At 51.0% G+C, this 16,554-nt stretch carries 13 protein-coding genes and 1 other RNA gene; 7 read left to right on the plus strand and 7 right to left on the minus strand.

Annotated features, from left to right (window positions below):
• The first annotated feature begins 5 nt into the window (after positions 1-5).
• Together FRZ59_RS09255 and FRZ59_RS09260 are read left to right on the plus strand one after the other, a co-directional pair.
• On the plus strand, positions 6-1,682 hold the full coding sequence (locus FRZ59_RS09255; RefSeq protein WP_207910343.1) for an FAD-dependent oxidoreductase: 1,677 nt from the start codon (positions 6-8) through the stop codon (positions 1,680-1,682).
• 4 nt (positions 1,683-1,686) lie between these two features.
• Positions 1,687-3,132, plus strand: coding sequence for a carbon starvation CstA family protein (locus tag FRZ59_RS09260; protein WP_132130308.1), 1,446 nt, complete (start codon positions 1,687-1,689; stop codon positions 3,130-3,132).
• 43 nt (positions 3,133-3,175) lie between these two features.
• Here FRZ59_RS09260 and FRZ59_RS09265 read toward each other — a convergent pair whose 3' ends face one another.
• Positions 3,176-5,281: a beta-L-arabinofuranosidase domain-containing protein gene (locus tag FRZ59_RS09265; RefSeq protein WP_132130307.1), complete on the minus strand. Its 2,106-nt coding sequence runs from the start codon at positions 5,279-5,281 to the stop codon at positions 3,176-3,178.
• Positions 5,282-5,336: 55 nt separating this feature from the next.
• On the opposite strand from FRZ59_RS09265, the gene FRZ59_RS09270 reads away from it, so the two are divergent.
• From FRZ59_RS09270 to FRZ59_RS09285, 4 genes are all read left to right on the plus strand, one after another.
• Positions 5,337-5,633, plus strand: a complete 297-nt coding sequence (locus FRZ59_RS09270) for a hypothetical protein (protein WP_132130306.1) — start codon at positions 5,337-5,339, stop codon at positions 5,631-5,633.
• 56 nt (positions 5,634-5,689) lie between these two features.
• Positions 5,690-6,298 carry a 3-keto-disaccharide hydrolase gene (locus FRZ59_RS09275; RefSeq protein WP_132130305.1) on the plus strand — a complete coding sequence of 203 codons (609 nt, stop codon included), beginning with the start codon at positions 5,690-5,692 and terminating at the stop codon, positions 6,296-6,298.
• A gap of 58 nt (positions 6,299-6,356) precedes the next feature.
• Positions 6,357-6,761, plus strand: coding sequence for a VOC family protein (locus FRZ59_RS09280; protein ID WP_132130304.1), 405 nt, complete (start codon positions 6,357-6,359; stop codon positions 6,759-6,761).
• 137 nt (positions 6,762-6,898) lie between these two features.
• Positions 6,899-7,429 (plus strand): hypothetical protein, encoded by a 531-nt coding sequence (locus tag FRZ59_RS09285; RefSeq protein WP_132130303.1) that lies wholly within the window; start codon positions 6,899-6,901, stop codon positions 7,427-7,429.
• A gap of 567 nt (positions 7,430-7,996) precedes the next feature.
• Here the strand turns inward: FRZ59_RS09285 and ssrA are convergent.
• The 3 genes from ssrA to FRZ59_RS09300 all read right to left on the minus strand — a co-directional run bounded on the left by ssrA (position 7,997) and on the right by FRZ59_RS09300 (position 10,353).
• Positions 7,997-8,393: a transfer-messenger RNA gene (ssrA, locus tag FRZ59_RS09290) on the minus strand.
• Between the two features lie 241 nt (positions 8,394-8,634).
• Positions 8,635-9,873, minus strand: a complete 1,239-nt coding sequence (locus FRZ59_RS09295; protein ID WP_132130302.1) for a pyridoxal phosphate-dependent aminotransferase — start codon at positions 9,871-9,873, stop codon at positions 8,635-8,637.
• A 75-nt stretch (positions 9,874-9,948) separates the two neighbouring features.
• Positions 9,949-10,353, minus strand: a complete 405-nt coding sequence (locus FRZ59_RS09300) for a DUF1573 domain-containing protein (RefSeq protein ID WP_132130301.1) — start codon at positions 10,351-10,353, stop codon at positions 9,949-9,951.
• A gap of 178 nt (positions 10,354-10,531) precedes the next feature.
• Between FRZ59_RS09300 and FRZ59_RS09305 the strand changes: the two genes are divergently transcribed.
• Entirely contained in the window at positions 10,532-12,955 is a 2,424-nt protein-coding gene (locus tag FRZ59_RS09305) for an alpha-ketoacid dehydrogenase subunit alpha/beta (RefSeq protein ID WP_132130300.1), read from the plus strand.
• A 43-nt stretch (positions 12,956-12,998) separates the two neighbouring features.
• On the opposite strand, the gene aroC is transcribed toward FRZ59_RS09305, so the two are convergent.
• From aroC to FRZ59_RS09320, 3 genes are read right to left on the minus strand one after another with little or no spacing between them, the layout of a single operon-like run.
• Complete coding sequence (aroC, locus tag FRZ59_RS09310; RefSeq protein WP_132130299.1) at positions 12,999-14,084, minus strand: chorismate synthase; 1,086 nt, start codon at positions 14,082-14,084, stop codon at positions 12,999-13,001.
• 1 nt (position 14,085) lies between these two features.
• Positions 14,086-15,438 carry a 3-phosphoshikimate 1-carboxyvinyltransferase gene (locus FRZ59_RS09315; RefSeq protein ID WP_132130298.1) on the minus strand — a complete coding sequence of 451 codons (1,353 nt, stop codon included), beginning with the start codon at positions 15,436-15,438 and terminating at the stop codon, positions 14,086-14,088.
• A gap of 15 nt (positions 15,439-15,453) precedes the next feature.
• Positions 15,454-16,554 (minus strand): chorismate mutase, encoded by a 1,101-nt coding sequence (locus FRZ59_RS09320; protein WP_132130297.1) that lies wholly within the window; start codon positions 16,552-16,554, stop codon positions 15,454-15,456.

Here is a 16,554-nt window from a genome sequence, read left to right on the forward strand (position 1 = left end):
AAAGAATGAAAACAATAAATATTGTTACGGTAATTGCTTCGCTTGTTTTTTTCTCCTGTAATTCCGCGGGAGAAAAAGAAGGGGAAGCGATAACCGCAGACATTGTTATTTACGGCGGTACCTCGGCTGCCGTAACGGCAGCCGTTCAGGCAAAAAAGATGGGCAAATCAGTAGTGATGGTTTCGCCCGATACCCATCTTGGCGGACTTTCTTCCGGAGGCCTTGGGTTTACAGACACCGGTAATAAAACCGTGATAGGCGGGCTTTCCAGGGAATTTTATCATCGCGTATGGATGCATTACAACCAGCCGGAAGCCTGGAAATGGCAGGAAAAATCCGAATACGGCAATAAGGGCCAGGGAACAGCCGCTATGGATAGCGTGTACAAGACCATGTGGATCTTTGAACCTCATGTGGCCGAACAGGTATTCGAAGATTTTGTGAAGGAGTATGAAATCCAGGTGTTTCGCGATGAGTGGCTGAAGCGGGAAGATGGGGTAGTCGTGGAGAACGGCCGTATTGTGGCGATGGAAACCCTTAGCGGAAAGCTGTTCCGGGGGAAGGTATTCATTGATGCTACCTATGAAGGCGACCTGATGGCCGCGGCGGGGGTAAGTTATGACGTGGGAAGGGAAAGCGCGGATACCTATAATGAAAAGTGGAACGGCGTGCAAAAAGGCGTAAAACAGCATAAGCATTATTTTGCATATGATATTTCCCCCTATAAGGTTGCCGGGGATTCCAGCAGCGGGGTTCTGCCCGAAGTGTCTGCCGGGCCTCCGGGGGAGCAGCTAGCCGGGGATGATAAGATCCAGGCCTATTGCTTTCGGACCTGTATGAGCAATCACCCGGAAAACCGGGTGCCTTTCCCCAAACCGGAAGGATATGATCCCCAGCGGTATGAATTGCTGGCCCGCCTGTTCGAGGCCGGCTGGAGGGAATGGTTTGAAAAATTCGATATGATCCCTAACCGGAAGACCGATACCAATAATCATGGCCCTTTCAGCAGCGATTATATAGGCGGAAATTATGATTACCCCGAAGCGAGCTATGAGCGGCGGCGGGAAATCATTAAAGAACATGAGAACTACCAGAAAGGGCTGCTCTGGTTTGTGGCAAATGATCCGCGGGTACCGGCGGAAATACAGTCCGAAATGAAAAAATGGGGCTTGGCAAAGGATGAATTTACCGACAACGGTAACTGGCCGCATCAATTGTATATTCGTGAAGCCAGGCGGATGATGGGCGAATTTGTTACGACCGAAAATGAACTGCTGAAGCGTTCGCCGGTGCCGATGCCTGTGGGAATGGGATCCTATGCAATGGATTCCCATAATGTGCAGCGTTACATTACTCCGGAAGGTTATGTGCAGAATGAGGGTGATATAGGGGTTAGCACCAAGGGGCCGTATGCCATTTCTTATGGTTCCCTGGTTCCCAAAGCGGAAGAATGCACGAACCTGCTGGTGCCGGTATGCGTTTCAAGCTCACATATCGCCTATGGCTCTATTCGTATGGAACCGGTATTTATGATCCTGGGACAATCGGCGGCTACTGCTGCGGCCATCGCGATTGATGACCAGGTTAATGTGCAGGAAGTAAATTATGACAAGCTGCGGAAGCAGCTGCTGGAAGATAAAATGGTCCTGGAATCGCCTTCGGCGCCCGGGCAGAAACCCTAATTATATGATCACATTTTCAATCGCGGTGCTTGTGTTGCTGCTGGGATACTTCTTTTATTCCCGGCTGGTGGAAAGGATATTTATCATTGATCCGGGAAAGGCTACTCCCGCGGTAAGCATGGCGGACGGCGTTGACTATGTGGTGATGCCGGGCTGGAAAATATTCCTGATACAATTTCTAAATATCGCCGGACTGGGGCCCATCTTCGGGGCGGTAGCCGGAGCCATGTGGGGCCCGGTAGCGTTCCTCTGGATTGCATTGGGCTCTGTCCTGGCGGGCGGGGTGCATGATTATTTTTCGGGGATGCTGTGTCTTCGGCACAACGGGAAAAGCATTGCAGAAGTAGCGGGATACTATCTCGGGGGAGGGGTGAGGCAATTTATGAGGGCTTTCACCGTGGTGCTGCTGATCATGGTGGGGGCGGTGTTCCTGATCGGCCCGGCGCGCATCCTTGGAAATATGACGGCTGAGTTTGCCGGCTTTACCTTTTGGATATGGGCGATTTTCCTTTATTACATTCTTTCCACCGTCCTGCCCATCGATAAACTGATCGGAAAAATTTACCCTGTATTTGGGTTTGCCTTGCTCTTTATGGCAGTCGGTATCCTGGTAATGATGGTATGGAAGGGCCTGACCGTACCGGAACTGACCATTGCTTCGCTGTCTAACCAGCATAGCAGCCCTCAAAGCTTTCCCGTGTTTCCCATGCTCTTCATTACCATTGCCTGCGGGGCTATTTCCGGCTTTCACGCTACGCAATCGCCCCTGATGGCGCGCTGCATGTCGAACGAGCGGCAAGGAAGAAGCATTTTTTATGGCACCATGGTTACTGAAGGAGTAGTGGCCATGATCTGGGCTGCGATCAGCATGAGCTTCTTTGGCGGAATAGCCGAGTTGAACGGGGTCATGACCGCAAACGGCGGTAACGCAGCGGTTGTGGTCAATGAAATTTGCAGCTCTTTGCTGGGGCCTGTAGGCGGCATACTTGCGCTCCTGGGAGTAGTGGCTGCCCCCATCACCTCGGGCGATACCGCATTCAGGGGAGCGAGGCTTATTGTCGCGGATTTCCTGAAAATGGATCAGGGGCCGCTTAAAAGCCGCCTGCTGATCACGATTCCTCTTTTTCTTTGCGGTTACTTGCTGACCCTGGTTGATTTCGGGGTCGTATGGCGCTACTTTGCCTGGACCAATCAAACCCTGGCCACCATTGTGCTGTGGACCATAACCGTCTGGCTGATCCGGGAAGGGAAGGCCTACTGGATAGCTTTGGCGCCGGCTGTTTTTATGACTTCCGTAGTGATCTCTTATATTCTCCTTGCCCCGGAAGGTTTCGGCTTGCCGGCAGCGCTCTCGCAAATGATTGGTGCGGGCGCCGCACTGCTTTTGCTGCTGCTGACAATGGGCTACATAAGGAGGTCCGCCCTGCCTCAATCTGCAGCGCCCCAATGACATGTCCGCCAGCGCTCAAACGTTGGTGCGCATTGCTGGTGTTTTAGTTGACGACGGGAAACTGAGTGATCCTTAATGTGGAGCAGCCATAGGGGATCAGGGTGATTTCTTTGGCTGGGAGATTTCCCGTTTGCTGCCGGCTGTGCGGCAGCGGTCCCGGCATATTATTATACAGCTTCCAGATTTCCAGCGGCTTTCCTTTTGTGATTAGCTGAATTGGGGCGTTCTCAAGATTCCAGGGGTATTTTCCGCCGGTTTGGTTTTTTACCACTTTGAAGGAGGTTTCCGGGTTTCTGACCGCTTCTTCCAGCAGGCCGTAGTTCCATTCCGATCCTGGAAATACTTCGTAATAATCGCCGTAATTATCAGTACCCTTAACCTTTTTCCATTCTTCTTCGATCTTCAGCGAATAGACCAGCGGGCCTCTTTCCACCGCTGCCGAAGATTCCGCCCACCTGCTGACTGAAATATGCATCGGTAACTTTAGTGCTACCTGGTCATTATTGCTCCATTCCCGGCTGATCTTTACTACTTCGCCCGCAGTTACCTTGCCTGGCCAGGGCTTCCCGTTAATTAATATGCTGGCATTTTCCGACCAGCGGGGTATGCGCAAATGCAGGGGAAAGCTGACTTTTTGCGGGGTCTGCAGCGTAAAATGCAGGGATTCTTCGAAAGGATAAGCAGTTGTTTCCCTGATGGTGACAGGGATACCGCCTGCGACTTTCGCCCTTACCTCGCTGGGCCCGTAGACGAGCGCAGCCAGCCCCCGATCGGGAGTTGCAAACCATAGGTTCTGCACAAATTTAGGCCAGCCCTGATGCATGTTAGCCGTGCAGCAGGGGTAACCGGTAAGCAAACCATAGCAGAGATCGGTGCCGCCATGAAAGTCATCTTCGAAAAAATTACGCTTATCTCTTGTTAACAATACCTGGTTGGCGCTTTGCAAGTACTGCCGGTTATTGAAATCATCCGTAGCCTGGGTAGGCAGGGCATTATAGGCTATCTTTTCAAGGTGTTCGGCAAACTGCATATCCCCGGTGATAGCGAGCATGTTCTCCAGCGAAAACATCAGTTCCACGACGGAGCAGAATTCAATACCCTGGGTGGGAGCGTTGCCGTGGAGCGGTTCGTCTCCTCCGTACATTCCCTGCGCCTGCCCGTGAAAGATTTGGATGTCATTCAGGGCTTTTTTTACCGCTTTCAGGTAGATCGAATCCGGGTCCTGCTGGTAATAGACGACAGGGGTTTTGATGCCCTGCGCCAGGTTCACGCAATGGAAGCTCTGGATTTGGCCGACATGCAGTTTATTGATGAGTTCCTGGTTGAAAGGATAAGTATTACCAATATTATAGGGGTAAAGATGGCCTACGCCGGCCACGCCCGCGGTGTACTCGTTCAGGAAGACGGAAGTATACGGAAAGGTTTGCTTGTGGAGTAAGCTGCCCAATTCCAGCAGAAAAGGTTCGCCTGTAATATTATAGAGCCAGTACACAACCATTAAGTTATCCGCGCCCCGGCGGTTTCCCCAGAAGGTCCAGTTATCCAGGGGGTGTTCGGGAAGCTGATTTAACTGGTAACGGAAGTACCTGGACAAGGTCTTGATCACCCGCGGGTCTTCGGTTGCGCTGTAATACTGCTGCAAGACCTTTAACATAACCATTTTGGGCCACCAGTCTTCCCGCATACCCTTTTGCAGGCCGGGTTCATGCGTTATGTTCCCTTCAATTACCGGGGGGCCTATGTAGCCGTCTTCCCGCTGGTTGTTCAGCGTCCATTCGACCCAGGGCTTCACTTTCGCGATCAGCGCTTCGTCTTTCAGGATATAGGCCAGGGGAAGCAAACCGTCTATCCAGTAGGGGCCTCTTTCCCAGGCGTCTCCGTCGCCTCCCAGCCAGGCATTTCTTGGACCTGCTACTTCCGCATATCGTTTATCCAGGTTGCCAGTGAGCCCGTTCTTCATGCGCAGAAGCTGTTCCTTTAGCCAGCCTTCCGGCTGAATTGCACCAAGGGGAAGTGCAAGGTATGGCTTGGGCTGCAAGGGCGCCCGGTTATTAAGATAGATGGCGTTCCGGGCCGGCTGTGCCACGGAAGCGCAGGGATATAGCGCTGGCAGTAACCATATAATAAGAGCAGCTATAAATTTATTCATCTGAAAAAATAAGAATTCTGAACACAAACCTACAAGAAAAAACTATCTTTAGGGTATGACAAACGGCGAGTTTCTATTTCAGGCGGTCAGCAATTTGGCGAAGCAGATGCAGGAGTCCGGGGAATTAACGGGGGACACCGGCAGCAAAATTCATATGCATCCTGACGATTACCTGGACTTTAAAAACTGGTTCAACGAGGAAAAGGTGAAGAAGCATCAGGAACTGGTTCCCGGGGCAAGCGAAACGGCCTGGTTCGGTTATGACATTATTGCGGATGAAACCATTCCCAGGACCAAGGTAGTTGCCCGGCAAGTAAAAAAAGGAACCGGACCGGCCGGCGGCGGAATATAAAATTGCGGCGGAAACAGGGAAAAACAGTAAATTCGGCAAAACTTTAAAATTAAACTATGAAATTGTTGAGATCAATTTGTGCGTTATGCTTTTTCTGCCTCATCAGCAGCGTGGGATATGCCCAGAAATACAAGCAGTTATTTAATGGAAAGGACCTTACCGGCTGGACGATCCACGGTACCGAAAAATGGTATGTGGAAGACGGAACGTTGGTTTGCGAAAGCGGCCCGGATGAGCAGTACGGTTACCTGTCCACCGATGAAAAGTACAAGGACTTTATCCTGGAGGTTGAATTTAAACTGGAAGCCAACGGTAATAGCGGTGTGTTTATCCGCTCTGATATCGAAGGAACGAAGATCAGCGGCTGGCAGGTGGAAGTAGCGCCTCCCGGATCCAATACAGCTGGAATTTATGAATCTTACGGGCGCGGTTGGCTGATCCAGCCGGACAGCACCCTGGACAAACAACTGGATCCCGATGGCTGGAACAAAATGAAAATACGTGCCGAGGGCGATGAGATCACTACCTGGCTGAACGGCAAACAGATGGTACACCTGGTTGACGAGAAGATCGGCGCCGCAAATGGCTTTATTGCCCTGCAGATCCATGATGGGGGCGGCATCAAAGTACGCTGGAAAAATATCCGGATAAAAGAACTGAAATAAAGCAGAAAATAATAACAGGAATTGTGTATTTTTAACAGTACCAATTCCTGTTATTGTTATGAATACTCCCCAAAACCCCATCGCCTGGACCGAAGTTTATGTCGAAGACATGACAAGAGCCCGGAAATTCTACGAATCGGTACTTGGTATCGAAATGCAGGCTGCTGAAATGCCCGAAGACGCGGAAACAGGCAGCGGCGAATCTTTTGAAATGCTCATGTTCCCCGGTGATATGGCCGCCCCCGGCAGCAGCGGCGCCTTAGTTAAATCATCTATGTTTCAACCAGGCACCGGCGGCACGCTCGTATATTTCGCCTGCGAGGACTGCTCGGTAGAAATATCAAGAGTCGCAGCCGCAGGCGGCAAAGTACTCCAGGAAAAAATGTCCATCGGTGAATACGGCTTCTGCGGTACCTGCATTGATACCGAAGGAAATACGATTGGCTTCCATTCAATGAAGTAAGGGCTTGTTTTAATGAGAGGCTTGCGGCATCGATCCTTCAAGGAACTTTTGTATATTTGCGCATATACTTCGGTAGTATACGCGTTTCGCGATAAATAGCTATGTTAACGTTATCGAGCGAGAAAAAATAATCCCTAATGTCTATTACTAAAATCAAGAAAAACGGCACTGAGCAATTCCAGCGATATCTTTCGCATTTTAAGGACCAGGCTAAGAGAGAAGAGTCAAACAACTTTTACCACGTGGATGTCGTTGCAGATGCTTACAACCAGGGTTTTTGTGATGGCGAACAGTCCGGCAGAAAGGAGTTCGTAGAGGAACTGGTAAAAGGGTCTACGGAAAGATTTGTCCAGAAGGCTACGCAGGTTTACATTCTCACTAATTTAGCGGTAGATCATATTCAAAAGAATCAATACCACGTACATTCTTTCTTTATAAATATTGTTCACCCTAATCCGCAAGTGATCATTGTAGTGCCAAATGAGCAACTTCTTGATGATAAATTTGTCAAAGAAACCTATGAAAAGATGTTCGAGTTAAAGAAAATCTTCTGCAAATTATTCGGAGATACTTTTGATATAGGACTCATGGGAGCAGAGGGTATTGACCTGGATGCCCTAAAAGAAGATCGTTTCGATTATTCAGAGTCGTTTATGGCTAATGAGTAAGAAAAAGATTCACGGCGAAAGGAATGCTCAGTTGTCCGCAAGCCTTACGGAAGGGCAAGTTTATTATGATTGGGCGGTAACGACAGCGTTTTATGCTGCGATCCACTTTGTGGAAGATAAGGTGTTGCCTTGTGAATTAAATGGAAAAGATTGCAAAAATATTGGTGAAGTCAGGAAGGCCTACAATACACGAGGAAGGCATGAGGCTAGAGAAAGATTAGTAGGTGACCATTTGGCAGGGGTCGCGAGCCAGTATAAATGGCTCGATGACCGATCACGATACTCCCGATACGTTACTTATAAGGTTTCTTCCGCAGAAGCTAGTAAGGCGAATCAATACGTAAGGGAAATTTTTGAATATTGCTACTCTCAATAATTAGGAATCTTCGTTGTGATAGGAGAGATTACCTCCAGCCCGCTGCGCGTGCTTCCGGTTTTCTCTCCTTTCCCGTGCAGGGAATCAAAACCACGCACGCGCAGCGTGCGGCGTTCTTTATTGCATAAAAAAAGCCAAACTCGTTTGGCTTTTTTTATTTCATTTCGCCCGCTTTTGCGGTTTTGATCAGCAAGTGGAGCCGGAGAGATTCGAACTCTCGTCCAGATATGGGACGGGTTGTGCTTTCTACATGTTTAGTTTGCGATTGGTTGTCGGCGGCAGGCCGGCCACAAACAGCCTACCTGCTACTTAGTCCCTTTGGTTGTCGGGGCTGGTGCGGGACGAACCAGGCCTTATTCCGGCTTTATCGTGCCTCCTTGCCGGACGCGGCCAGACATCGCTTCCGGGAGACATCTTGCTTCCCACTCTTAGCGGGAAAAAGTTAATTCCGTTCTAAACGAAATTAAGCGGCAAGAGCGTAGTTGTTTTCGCCGTTTATGATTTGAGGATTTTCTTTAACGGGCACTTTCCACAAAGCCCGGCATGCTTACACACCAATCTTCCATCCTGTCAATTCCGGTCGGCCCCGGTTTTTTTGGCATTGGGAAGGACTTGCAAATATACGGAAATATCTGGCCAATTCAAAGGTCACGCGCCAGCCAGGCTCTCTGTAAACGCAGATCCTCCGCCGGAATAACTCATCGCGGGCGGAGGAAGACTTGCAGGGCAGTATCCTGAATTCGGATTTCCTTGATCCGGTTCCTTTCGCGGGACCCTGAAAGACATTAAATCCAGCTTCCGGGCCGGGATAGGCTAAGACCGGCTTGCCTTAATTCAGTTCTTCCCGGGGCATCGCGGAAGGCGTTAAATCCAGTTTCCGGCCGGGATAGGCTAAAAGCGCTTTTTCCAGGCAGATCATGGCATTGGCAAGGTCCGTTTTATTGAGGACATAAGCGATGCGAACTTCCTGGGTGCCGGACCCCGGGGTCGAATAGAAGCCGCTTGCGGGTGCCATCATGACTGTTTGGTTTTCCCAGGAGAATTTTTCCAGGATCCACTGGCAGAATTTTTCCGCGTTGTCAACAGGAAGCTTTACTACCGCGTAGAATGCTCCGCCCGGAAGCGGGCAATGGACGCCTTCCATTTTATTGAGGGCGTTTACCATGAGATCGCGGCGGCCGCTATATTCTTCAAGTACCTGGTCAAAATAGCTTTGCGGCGTATCTATGGCGGCTTCGGCGGCCAGTTGGGCAACAGCGGGCGGGCTCAGGCGGGCCTGGGCGAATTTCAGCACGGTTTCCAGTACGGCCTTGTTCTTGGAGACCAGGGCTCCCAGACGGGCTCCGCAGGCGCTGTACCGCTTGGAAACAGTATCAATGATGATCACATGTTCTTCAAGGCCTTCGAGCTGAAGCGGGGAGAGGAATTTATGGCCATCATAGCAGAATTCCCGGTAAGCTTCATCGCAGAAAATGAAAAGATCGTGCTTTAAAGCCAGTTCCTTTAATTGTTCCAACTCTTTCCGCGAATAGAAATAACCGGTGGGATTGTTGGGATTACAGATAAATATTCCGCGTGTCGCGGGGCCGATGAGCTTTTCGAATTCCGCGACAGGCGGCAGGGCGAATCCGGTTTCAATCGTGGAAATGATTGGCTTTACCTTTACGCCGGCTACATGCGAAAAGCTGTAATAATTGGCATAGAAAGGTTCCGGGATGATCAGCTCTTCCCCCGGCTGGATACAGGCTTCGAGTGCGAATAAAATAGCCTCGGAGCCACCGCAGGTGACAATTATATCCTCGGGGTCAACGGGCATGTCATACCGCCGGTAGTAGGAAGCCAGTTTTGTGCGGTAGCTCAGGGTGCCTTCTGACGGCGTATAGGCCCACACTTTAAAATCGGCATTTTTGATGGCCGACAGCATTCCTTCCGGCGTATGAATATCGGGTTGACCAATATTAAGATGGTAAACTTTTTTTCCTTCGGCCTTGGCCCGGTCGGCAAAAGGCGTAAGTTTTCGTATTGGTGAAGCAGGCATTAGCCTGCCCTTCATGGCTATTGCTGGCATGGCGCAAATATAATGCAAAAAAAATCCCCTGGTAAGAATACGCCAGGGGATTTTTTGCCTGATATATTAATTTTTTCAGCTTTGTGGTTTCGCTTTCACCTCCCCTTTGATATAGAGAACTTTTGTGGGGGTTTTTGCGTTAGAATGTATAGTTACGTTCTTTGAAAAGGGAGTCGGACGGCCCTTGGTATCATAGGATACTGTGATCACGCCCGATTTTCCGGGAGCTATCGGTTCCTTTGACCATTTAGGCGTGGTGCATCCGCAGCTGGGGATAACGTTCGTAATCACCAGTGGTTCTTTACCCACATTCTTGAACTTAAATTCATGGGTAGCTACCTCGCCCTCGGTGAGGGAACCGAAATCATACACTTCCTTTTCGAATTTGAATTCAGGTTTATTGGCGTCCGCCTCTTTCTGCGCAGTCGCGGAGAAAACACTTACAAAGAGAACGGAGGCAAGTAAAACTAATTTTTTCATTTTATGTCAATTTATGCGTTTAAAAGAAACCAAGGCATATCAGGTCAAAAATTGTACCACGATACTTTTATTATTTTATGTACCTTACGCCGGTTTTCAACGCTAAGATACGATAAATTTAAGTTTTTCTAAATTTGGCCAAATTCAATCAATCAATAACATGTAAAAAATATTGCTAATGAGTGTTGAGAACAATTCTGTGGAATCATTGCTGGAGGGGCGCGAACTTTCCTTTGATGAATTCAGAAAAGTTGTGTTGAACGATTACAGGGTGGCTTGCGAGAGCAGGCAGGCGAGTATCCTGGCCCGGAGAGAGGTACTGACAGGAAAAGCCAAGTTTGGTATTACCGGCGACGGAAAGGAGATCGCGCAGATAGCGATGGCCAAGGTTTTCAAAAACGGTGATTTCCGGTCCGGTTATTACCGGGACCAGACCTTTATGCTGGCTGCCGGAATGATCACCATAAAGCAATACTTTGCTCAATTATATGCCGATACGGACCTGGAGCATGACCCATCTTCTGCCGGAAGGCTTATGAATTCTCATTTTGCGAGCCGCTCCCTGAACGGGGACGGAAGCTGGAAGGCGCTTTCGGGGATGAAGAATTCCGCTTCGGACATTTCTTGTACGGCAGGTCAGATGCCCAGGCTGCTGGGACTGGCATTTGCCTCGAAGCTTTACCGGATCAACCCGGAATTGCATGATCTCAGCGACTTTTCGGCTAACGGAGACGAGGTGGCTTTCGGCACTATCGGGAACGCGAGTACTTCGGAAGGGCATTCCTTTGAAACGATCAACGCTGCGGGAGTAATGCAGGTGCCTATGCTGCTTTCCGTTTGGGACGATGGCTATGGCATTTCGGTGCCTAACGAATACCATACTACTAAGGCCAGTATATCCGCAGCGCTGGAGGGTTTCCGGCGGGATGAGAAGAACGAAGGTTTTGAAATATTTACCGTAAAGGGATGGGATTATCCCGCCTTATGCGAGGTGTATGAGGAAGCCGTGCGGATCTGCAGGCAGGAGCATGTGCCTGTGATCATTCATGTGGAAGAAATGACCCAGCCCCAGGGGCATTCCAGTTCGGGATCCCATGAGCGGTACAAGCCGAAAGAAAGGCTCCAGTGGGAAAAGGAATACGATCCCATTTTAAAAATGCGGGAATGGATGCTGCGTTCCGCGATTGCGGTTCCTGAAGATATCGAGGAAATTGAAAAGAATGCCAAACAGTCAGTAAGACAGGCCCAGAAGGAGGCCTGGAATGAATACATAACCCCGGTGAAAAAGGAACTCCGGGAAGCAGGTGTTCTGTTGAAGGAAATAGGCGCTGACAACCCGGTGGTGAAAGAGATCTACAATGAGTTATCGGCCACAGTAGACCCGCTTTACCGCGATATTGTTCATGCCGTACGGCGCACCCTGGCCGTGACTGCCGGGAAGCCGGCCCCGGCAAAACAGCGGCTCCTTGCCTGGTACCGGGCGCAGGAAGAATTGATCAGGGATCGTTGGAATTCATTTCTTTTTACCGATAGTTCCGAGTCGGCCCTGAATGTGCCGGTTGTAGCGCCTCAATATGCGGAAAACTCCCGGATGGTTGACGGACGGGAAGTGCTGAACGCTTGTTTCGATGCGAATTTTGCAAAAGATCCGAAGCTGCTGGCTTTTGGCGAGGACGTGGGCCTTATCGGCGATGTGAACCAGGGATTTGCCGGCCTGCAGCGCAAATACGGAGAGCTGCGGATATTTGATACCGGGATCCGGGAAACAACGATCATCGGGCAGGGGATAGGGCTTGCACTGCGCGGCCTTCGGCCCATTGCGGAAATACAATATCTTGATTATCTGTTATTTGGATTGCAGACGCTGAGCGACGACCTGGCTTCGCTGTCTTACCGGACCAAAGGAGGGCAGAAGGCGCCGCTGATCATTCGTACAAGGGGGCATCGGCTGGAAGGTATCTGGCATTCAGGCTCACCGTTGGGAATGATCATCAACTCCCTGCGGGGAATTCATGTGCTGGTGCCACGGAATATGACCCAGGCGGCCGGGTTTTACAATACCTTGCTTCGCTGTGATGAACCTGCCCTGCTGATTGAATCATTGAACGGGTACCGGTTAAAAGAACGTATGCCTTCCAATATCGCGGACTTTACTGTTCCGCTGGGAGTGCCTGAAGTTGTAAGGGAAGGAAGCGATGTCAGCATTGTTACCTATGGCTCCTGCTGCCGGATAGCGGAAGAAGCGGCCGCCTGGCTGGGAGATGCAGGGATTTCGGCAGAGATCATCGATGTGCAGAGCCTGCTGCCTTTTGACATTCATCATACGATCGCAGGCTCCCTGAAAAAGACGAATAAAGTGCTTTTCCTGGATGAAGACGTTCCCGGAGGAGCTTCGGCATATATGATGCAGAAGGTATTGGAAGAGCAAGGGGGGTATTTCTTCCTCGACAGCGCTCCCAGAACACTTACTGCGAAAGATCACCGTCCGCCCTATGGCTCTGACGGAGATTATTTCTCAAAGCCGAGCCCGGATGATGTCTTTGAGGCGGTTTATAACATGATGCACGAAAGCGCTCCGTCAAAGTACCCGGCCTTGCTTTAAGATGTCCAGGCTGCTGCGGAAATAAGGAATTTTGCGGTCAGTATTACCCCATCCGCGCATTGCGGTTCCGCAGCAGGTGGTCGGCCAGTACAAGGGCGGCCATTGCTTCCACGATGGGCACTGCCCTGGGCAATACGCAGGGATCATGACGGCCTTTGCCTTTTACTTCTGCTTCCCCGCCGTCCCGGTCAACCGAAGTTTGGGGTTTCATAATGGTTGCAATGGGCTTGAAACCTACATTGAAGTAGATGGTTTCCCCGTTGGAAATGCCGCCTTGTATTCCGCCTGACCGGTTGGTCCTGGTCCGGATACGGCCGCCTTCGTTCTCAAAGAGGTCGTTGTGTTCCGAGCCCCGCATGTACGTGCCGTCAAAACCGGAACCGTATTCAAATCCGTGCGCGGCATTAATGCTTAACATGGCCTTGGCCAGATCCGCGTGAAGTTTATCAAATACCGGCTCTCCTAAACCTGCAGGACAGTTATCCGCCACACAGGTTACGACTCCGCCAACCGTGTCCCCGTCCTTCCGGACCTGGTCAATAAGTTCGATCATTCGCTGGGCTGTCCCTTCATCCGGGCAGCGGACCATGGTCGTTTCCGTTTGAGTAAGGTCAAGCTCCTTGTGTGATTTTTCCAACTTTATGTTAGCCACGCGGCTTACATAAGCCTGAACGCTAATACCGGCCGCTTGCTGAAGAAGTAGTTTGGCCACCGCGCCTGCCGCAACTCTTGCAGCGGTTTCCCGGGCAGAGGAACGACCGCCTCCGCGGTGATCCCGTATACCATATTTGCTGTCATAGGTAAAGTCCGCGTGCGAAGGCCGGTACGCAGAGCGAATGTGATCGTAATCCTTCGACCGCTGGTCTTCGTTAGGGATCAGGAGCGAAATAGGCGTGCCGGTGCTTTTTCCTTCGTATATCCCTGATAAGATCTGTACGGTATCGCTCTCCTTCCGCTGGGTGGTTATCCGCGACTGGCCGGGGCGCCGGCGGTCAAGTTCCCGCTGAATAAACGCCGCGTCAATATCCAGCCCGGCCGGGCAGCCGTCAATGATCACGCCGATAGCCTTTCCGTGTGATTCCCCGAAGGTGGTAATGCTGAACGATTTTCCGAATGTGTTTCCTGCCATTTTATGTGTTGATCTGCGCTGCTGCCATTTTAAAACCATGCTTGTCCAGGTCCTTCCAGAACGTGGGATAGGATTTGACTACCACCTCCTTGTCTTCGATCTCCATCGGTCCCAGCCTGATGGCAAGGGGAGCGAGGGCCATGGCCATCCGGTGATCGTGATAGGTATGAATAACAGGGGCGGCCTCCGGTATGAAAACGCCGGAAGTATCCAGTTCCCAGCGATTGCCTTCCGCATTTTCAATGAGCCGGGCCCCGAATTTGCCCAGTTCGTTCTGAAGCGCTTCCACGCGGTCGGTTTCCTTTATTTTAAGGCTTTCAAGGCCGGTAAAAACCGCGTTTTGCCGGAGTGCGGTGCAGCAGGAGATCACGGTCTGGGCCAGGTCCGGGCAGTGAATAAAATCAATTTCCCGTTCCCCGGAAGCAGATTCCCTTGCAACCGTTTCCCCCGCAGCAATTCCCCTTGCGGCTGTTTCACCGGCACCCGTTCCTATTTCAGCCGATTCCCATGCGCCGGCAGCCGTTTCCCCGCGGCTTAAGCGAATGCCCCCGGCTGAAAAATGAGTTCTTACGCCGAATGCTTCCATGATCTTTGTAATTTCCCGGTCTCCCTGCAGGCTTTGCTGCTTCAGGTAAGGCAAGGTTAAATCTGCCTCCTCACAAAGCGCAGCCATGGAATACCAGTAAGAAGCCCCGCTCCAGTCAGGTTCAATGCTGAGAACGGCCGGCTGGTACCGCTGGGCGCCGACGTGTATGGTATTTCCGGTCCACTCATGCCGGATACCAAGTTCACCCATCATGGCCAGGGTCATTTCAATATAAGGACGCGAGCCGATCGTTCCCGAGAGGTGAATGGAAAGGCCGTTGGGAAGCGCCGGAGCGATCATTAGCAGCGCGGAAATATACTGGCTGCTTATATTGCCCGGGATGCGTACTTCGCTTGCTTTATCAAGCCGTTTGCCCCTTATTCTCATAGGCGGAAAGCCTTCTTCTTCCAGGTACTGAATATCGGCGCCCAGCTGGCGAAGTGCATCGGCAAGGATGCCGATAGGACGTTCTTTCATTCGCTTGCTCCCGGTAAGGGTCCATTCACCTTCGGTTACGGCGCAAAAAGCGGTGAGAAAGCGCATGGCGGTACCTGCCGGCCCTACGTCCAGGACCTGGTTCCTGTCCCGTCCATCCAGGAGTGCCTGAAGGGTCACCGTATCGGCCGCCTCTGAAAGGTTCCTGATCTCCACACGCTCTTCGCAAAGGGCCTGCATGATCAGAGCCCTGTTGCTTTCGCTTTTGGAGCCGGGAAGTATCACTTCGCCGCTAAGGCGGGCATCCGGCTTTGAAATTAAGATATTCGACATGTTCCCGGGCCGTGGTTACGCTTCAACGGTTTTTTTATTCAGTATCTCTGTTTGTTTACGGATGCTCTCATTGTGGATCAGCTCCAGCATTTTTTCCGTGAAGTCTTTGTCCAGCTTAAGCGCTGAGGCGTAATGAGTACGTTTACCGATGATCTCTTCCCAACGGCTTACCTGCAGGATCGTCACCTTGTTGTCACGCTTGTACTCCCCGATCTTTTCAACGATCCGCATGCGCTCGGCAAGCTTCCGGATAATGGCGTCGTCCAGTTCATCAATTTCCTTCCGGAGTATTTCCAGGGTATTCTGGAATTCTTTATTGTCAGATTCCGGCTTGCGAAGTGTGAGGTGGTCGATGATCGTGCCTAATGCATCCGGCGTAACCTGCTGCTTGGCATCTGTCCAGGCCAGGTCAGGAGTAATATGGCTTTCGATCATCAGTCCCTGCATGTCCAGGTCCAGCGCTCTTTGCGAAATGAAGGGGATCAGTTCGCGGTTTCCGCAGATATGGCTGGGATCACAGATAACAGGCAGTTCAGGGAAATGCGTTTTCAGGCCGATAGCCACGTCAAACATGGGCTCATTGCGAAAAGAAGTTTTTTTGAACGAGCTGAAGCCACGGTGAATGGCCGCGATCTTCCGGATGCCTGCGCCGTAAATGCGTTCAATAGCGCCTATCCAGAGCTGCAGGTCGGGATTGACCGGGTTCTTTATCAGTACGGGGATGTCTACGCCTTTAAGTGCGTCGGCCACTTCCTGTACTGAAAAGGGGTTGACCGTGGTTCTTGCGCCTATCCACAGAATATCGACACCCGCCTTCAGCGCTTCTTCCGCATGACGGGCAGTAGCCACTTCAACGGTTACCGGTAAGCCGGTTTCCTTCTTTGCCTGTATCAGCCATTTCAAGCCCTCTGATCCGATGCCTTCAAATTCCCCGGGGCGGGTTCTTGGTTTCCATATACCAGCCCTGATCGCGCTGACCTTATTGAGTGCTTTTAGCTGGCGGGCCGTAGCCAGCAGCTGTTCTTCCGTTTCCGCGCTGCACGGACCGGCAATCACCAGGGGCTGATTGAGTCCCGGTAACCATTCATTCATGGGAATGAGCTCTAAATGCTTCAT

It is taken from the genome of Anseongella ginsenosidimutans (assembly GCF_008033235.1).
GTDB classification, from domain to species: Bacteria; Bacteroidota; Bacteroidia; order Sphingobacteriales; family Sphingobacteriaceae; genus Anseongella; species Anseongella ginsenosidimutans.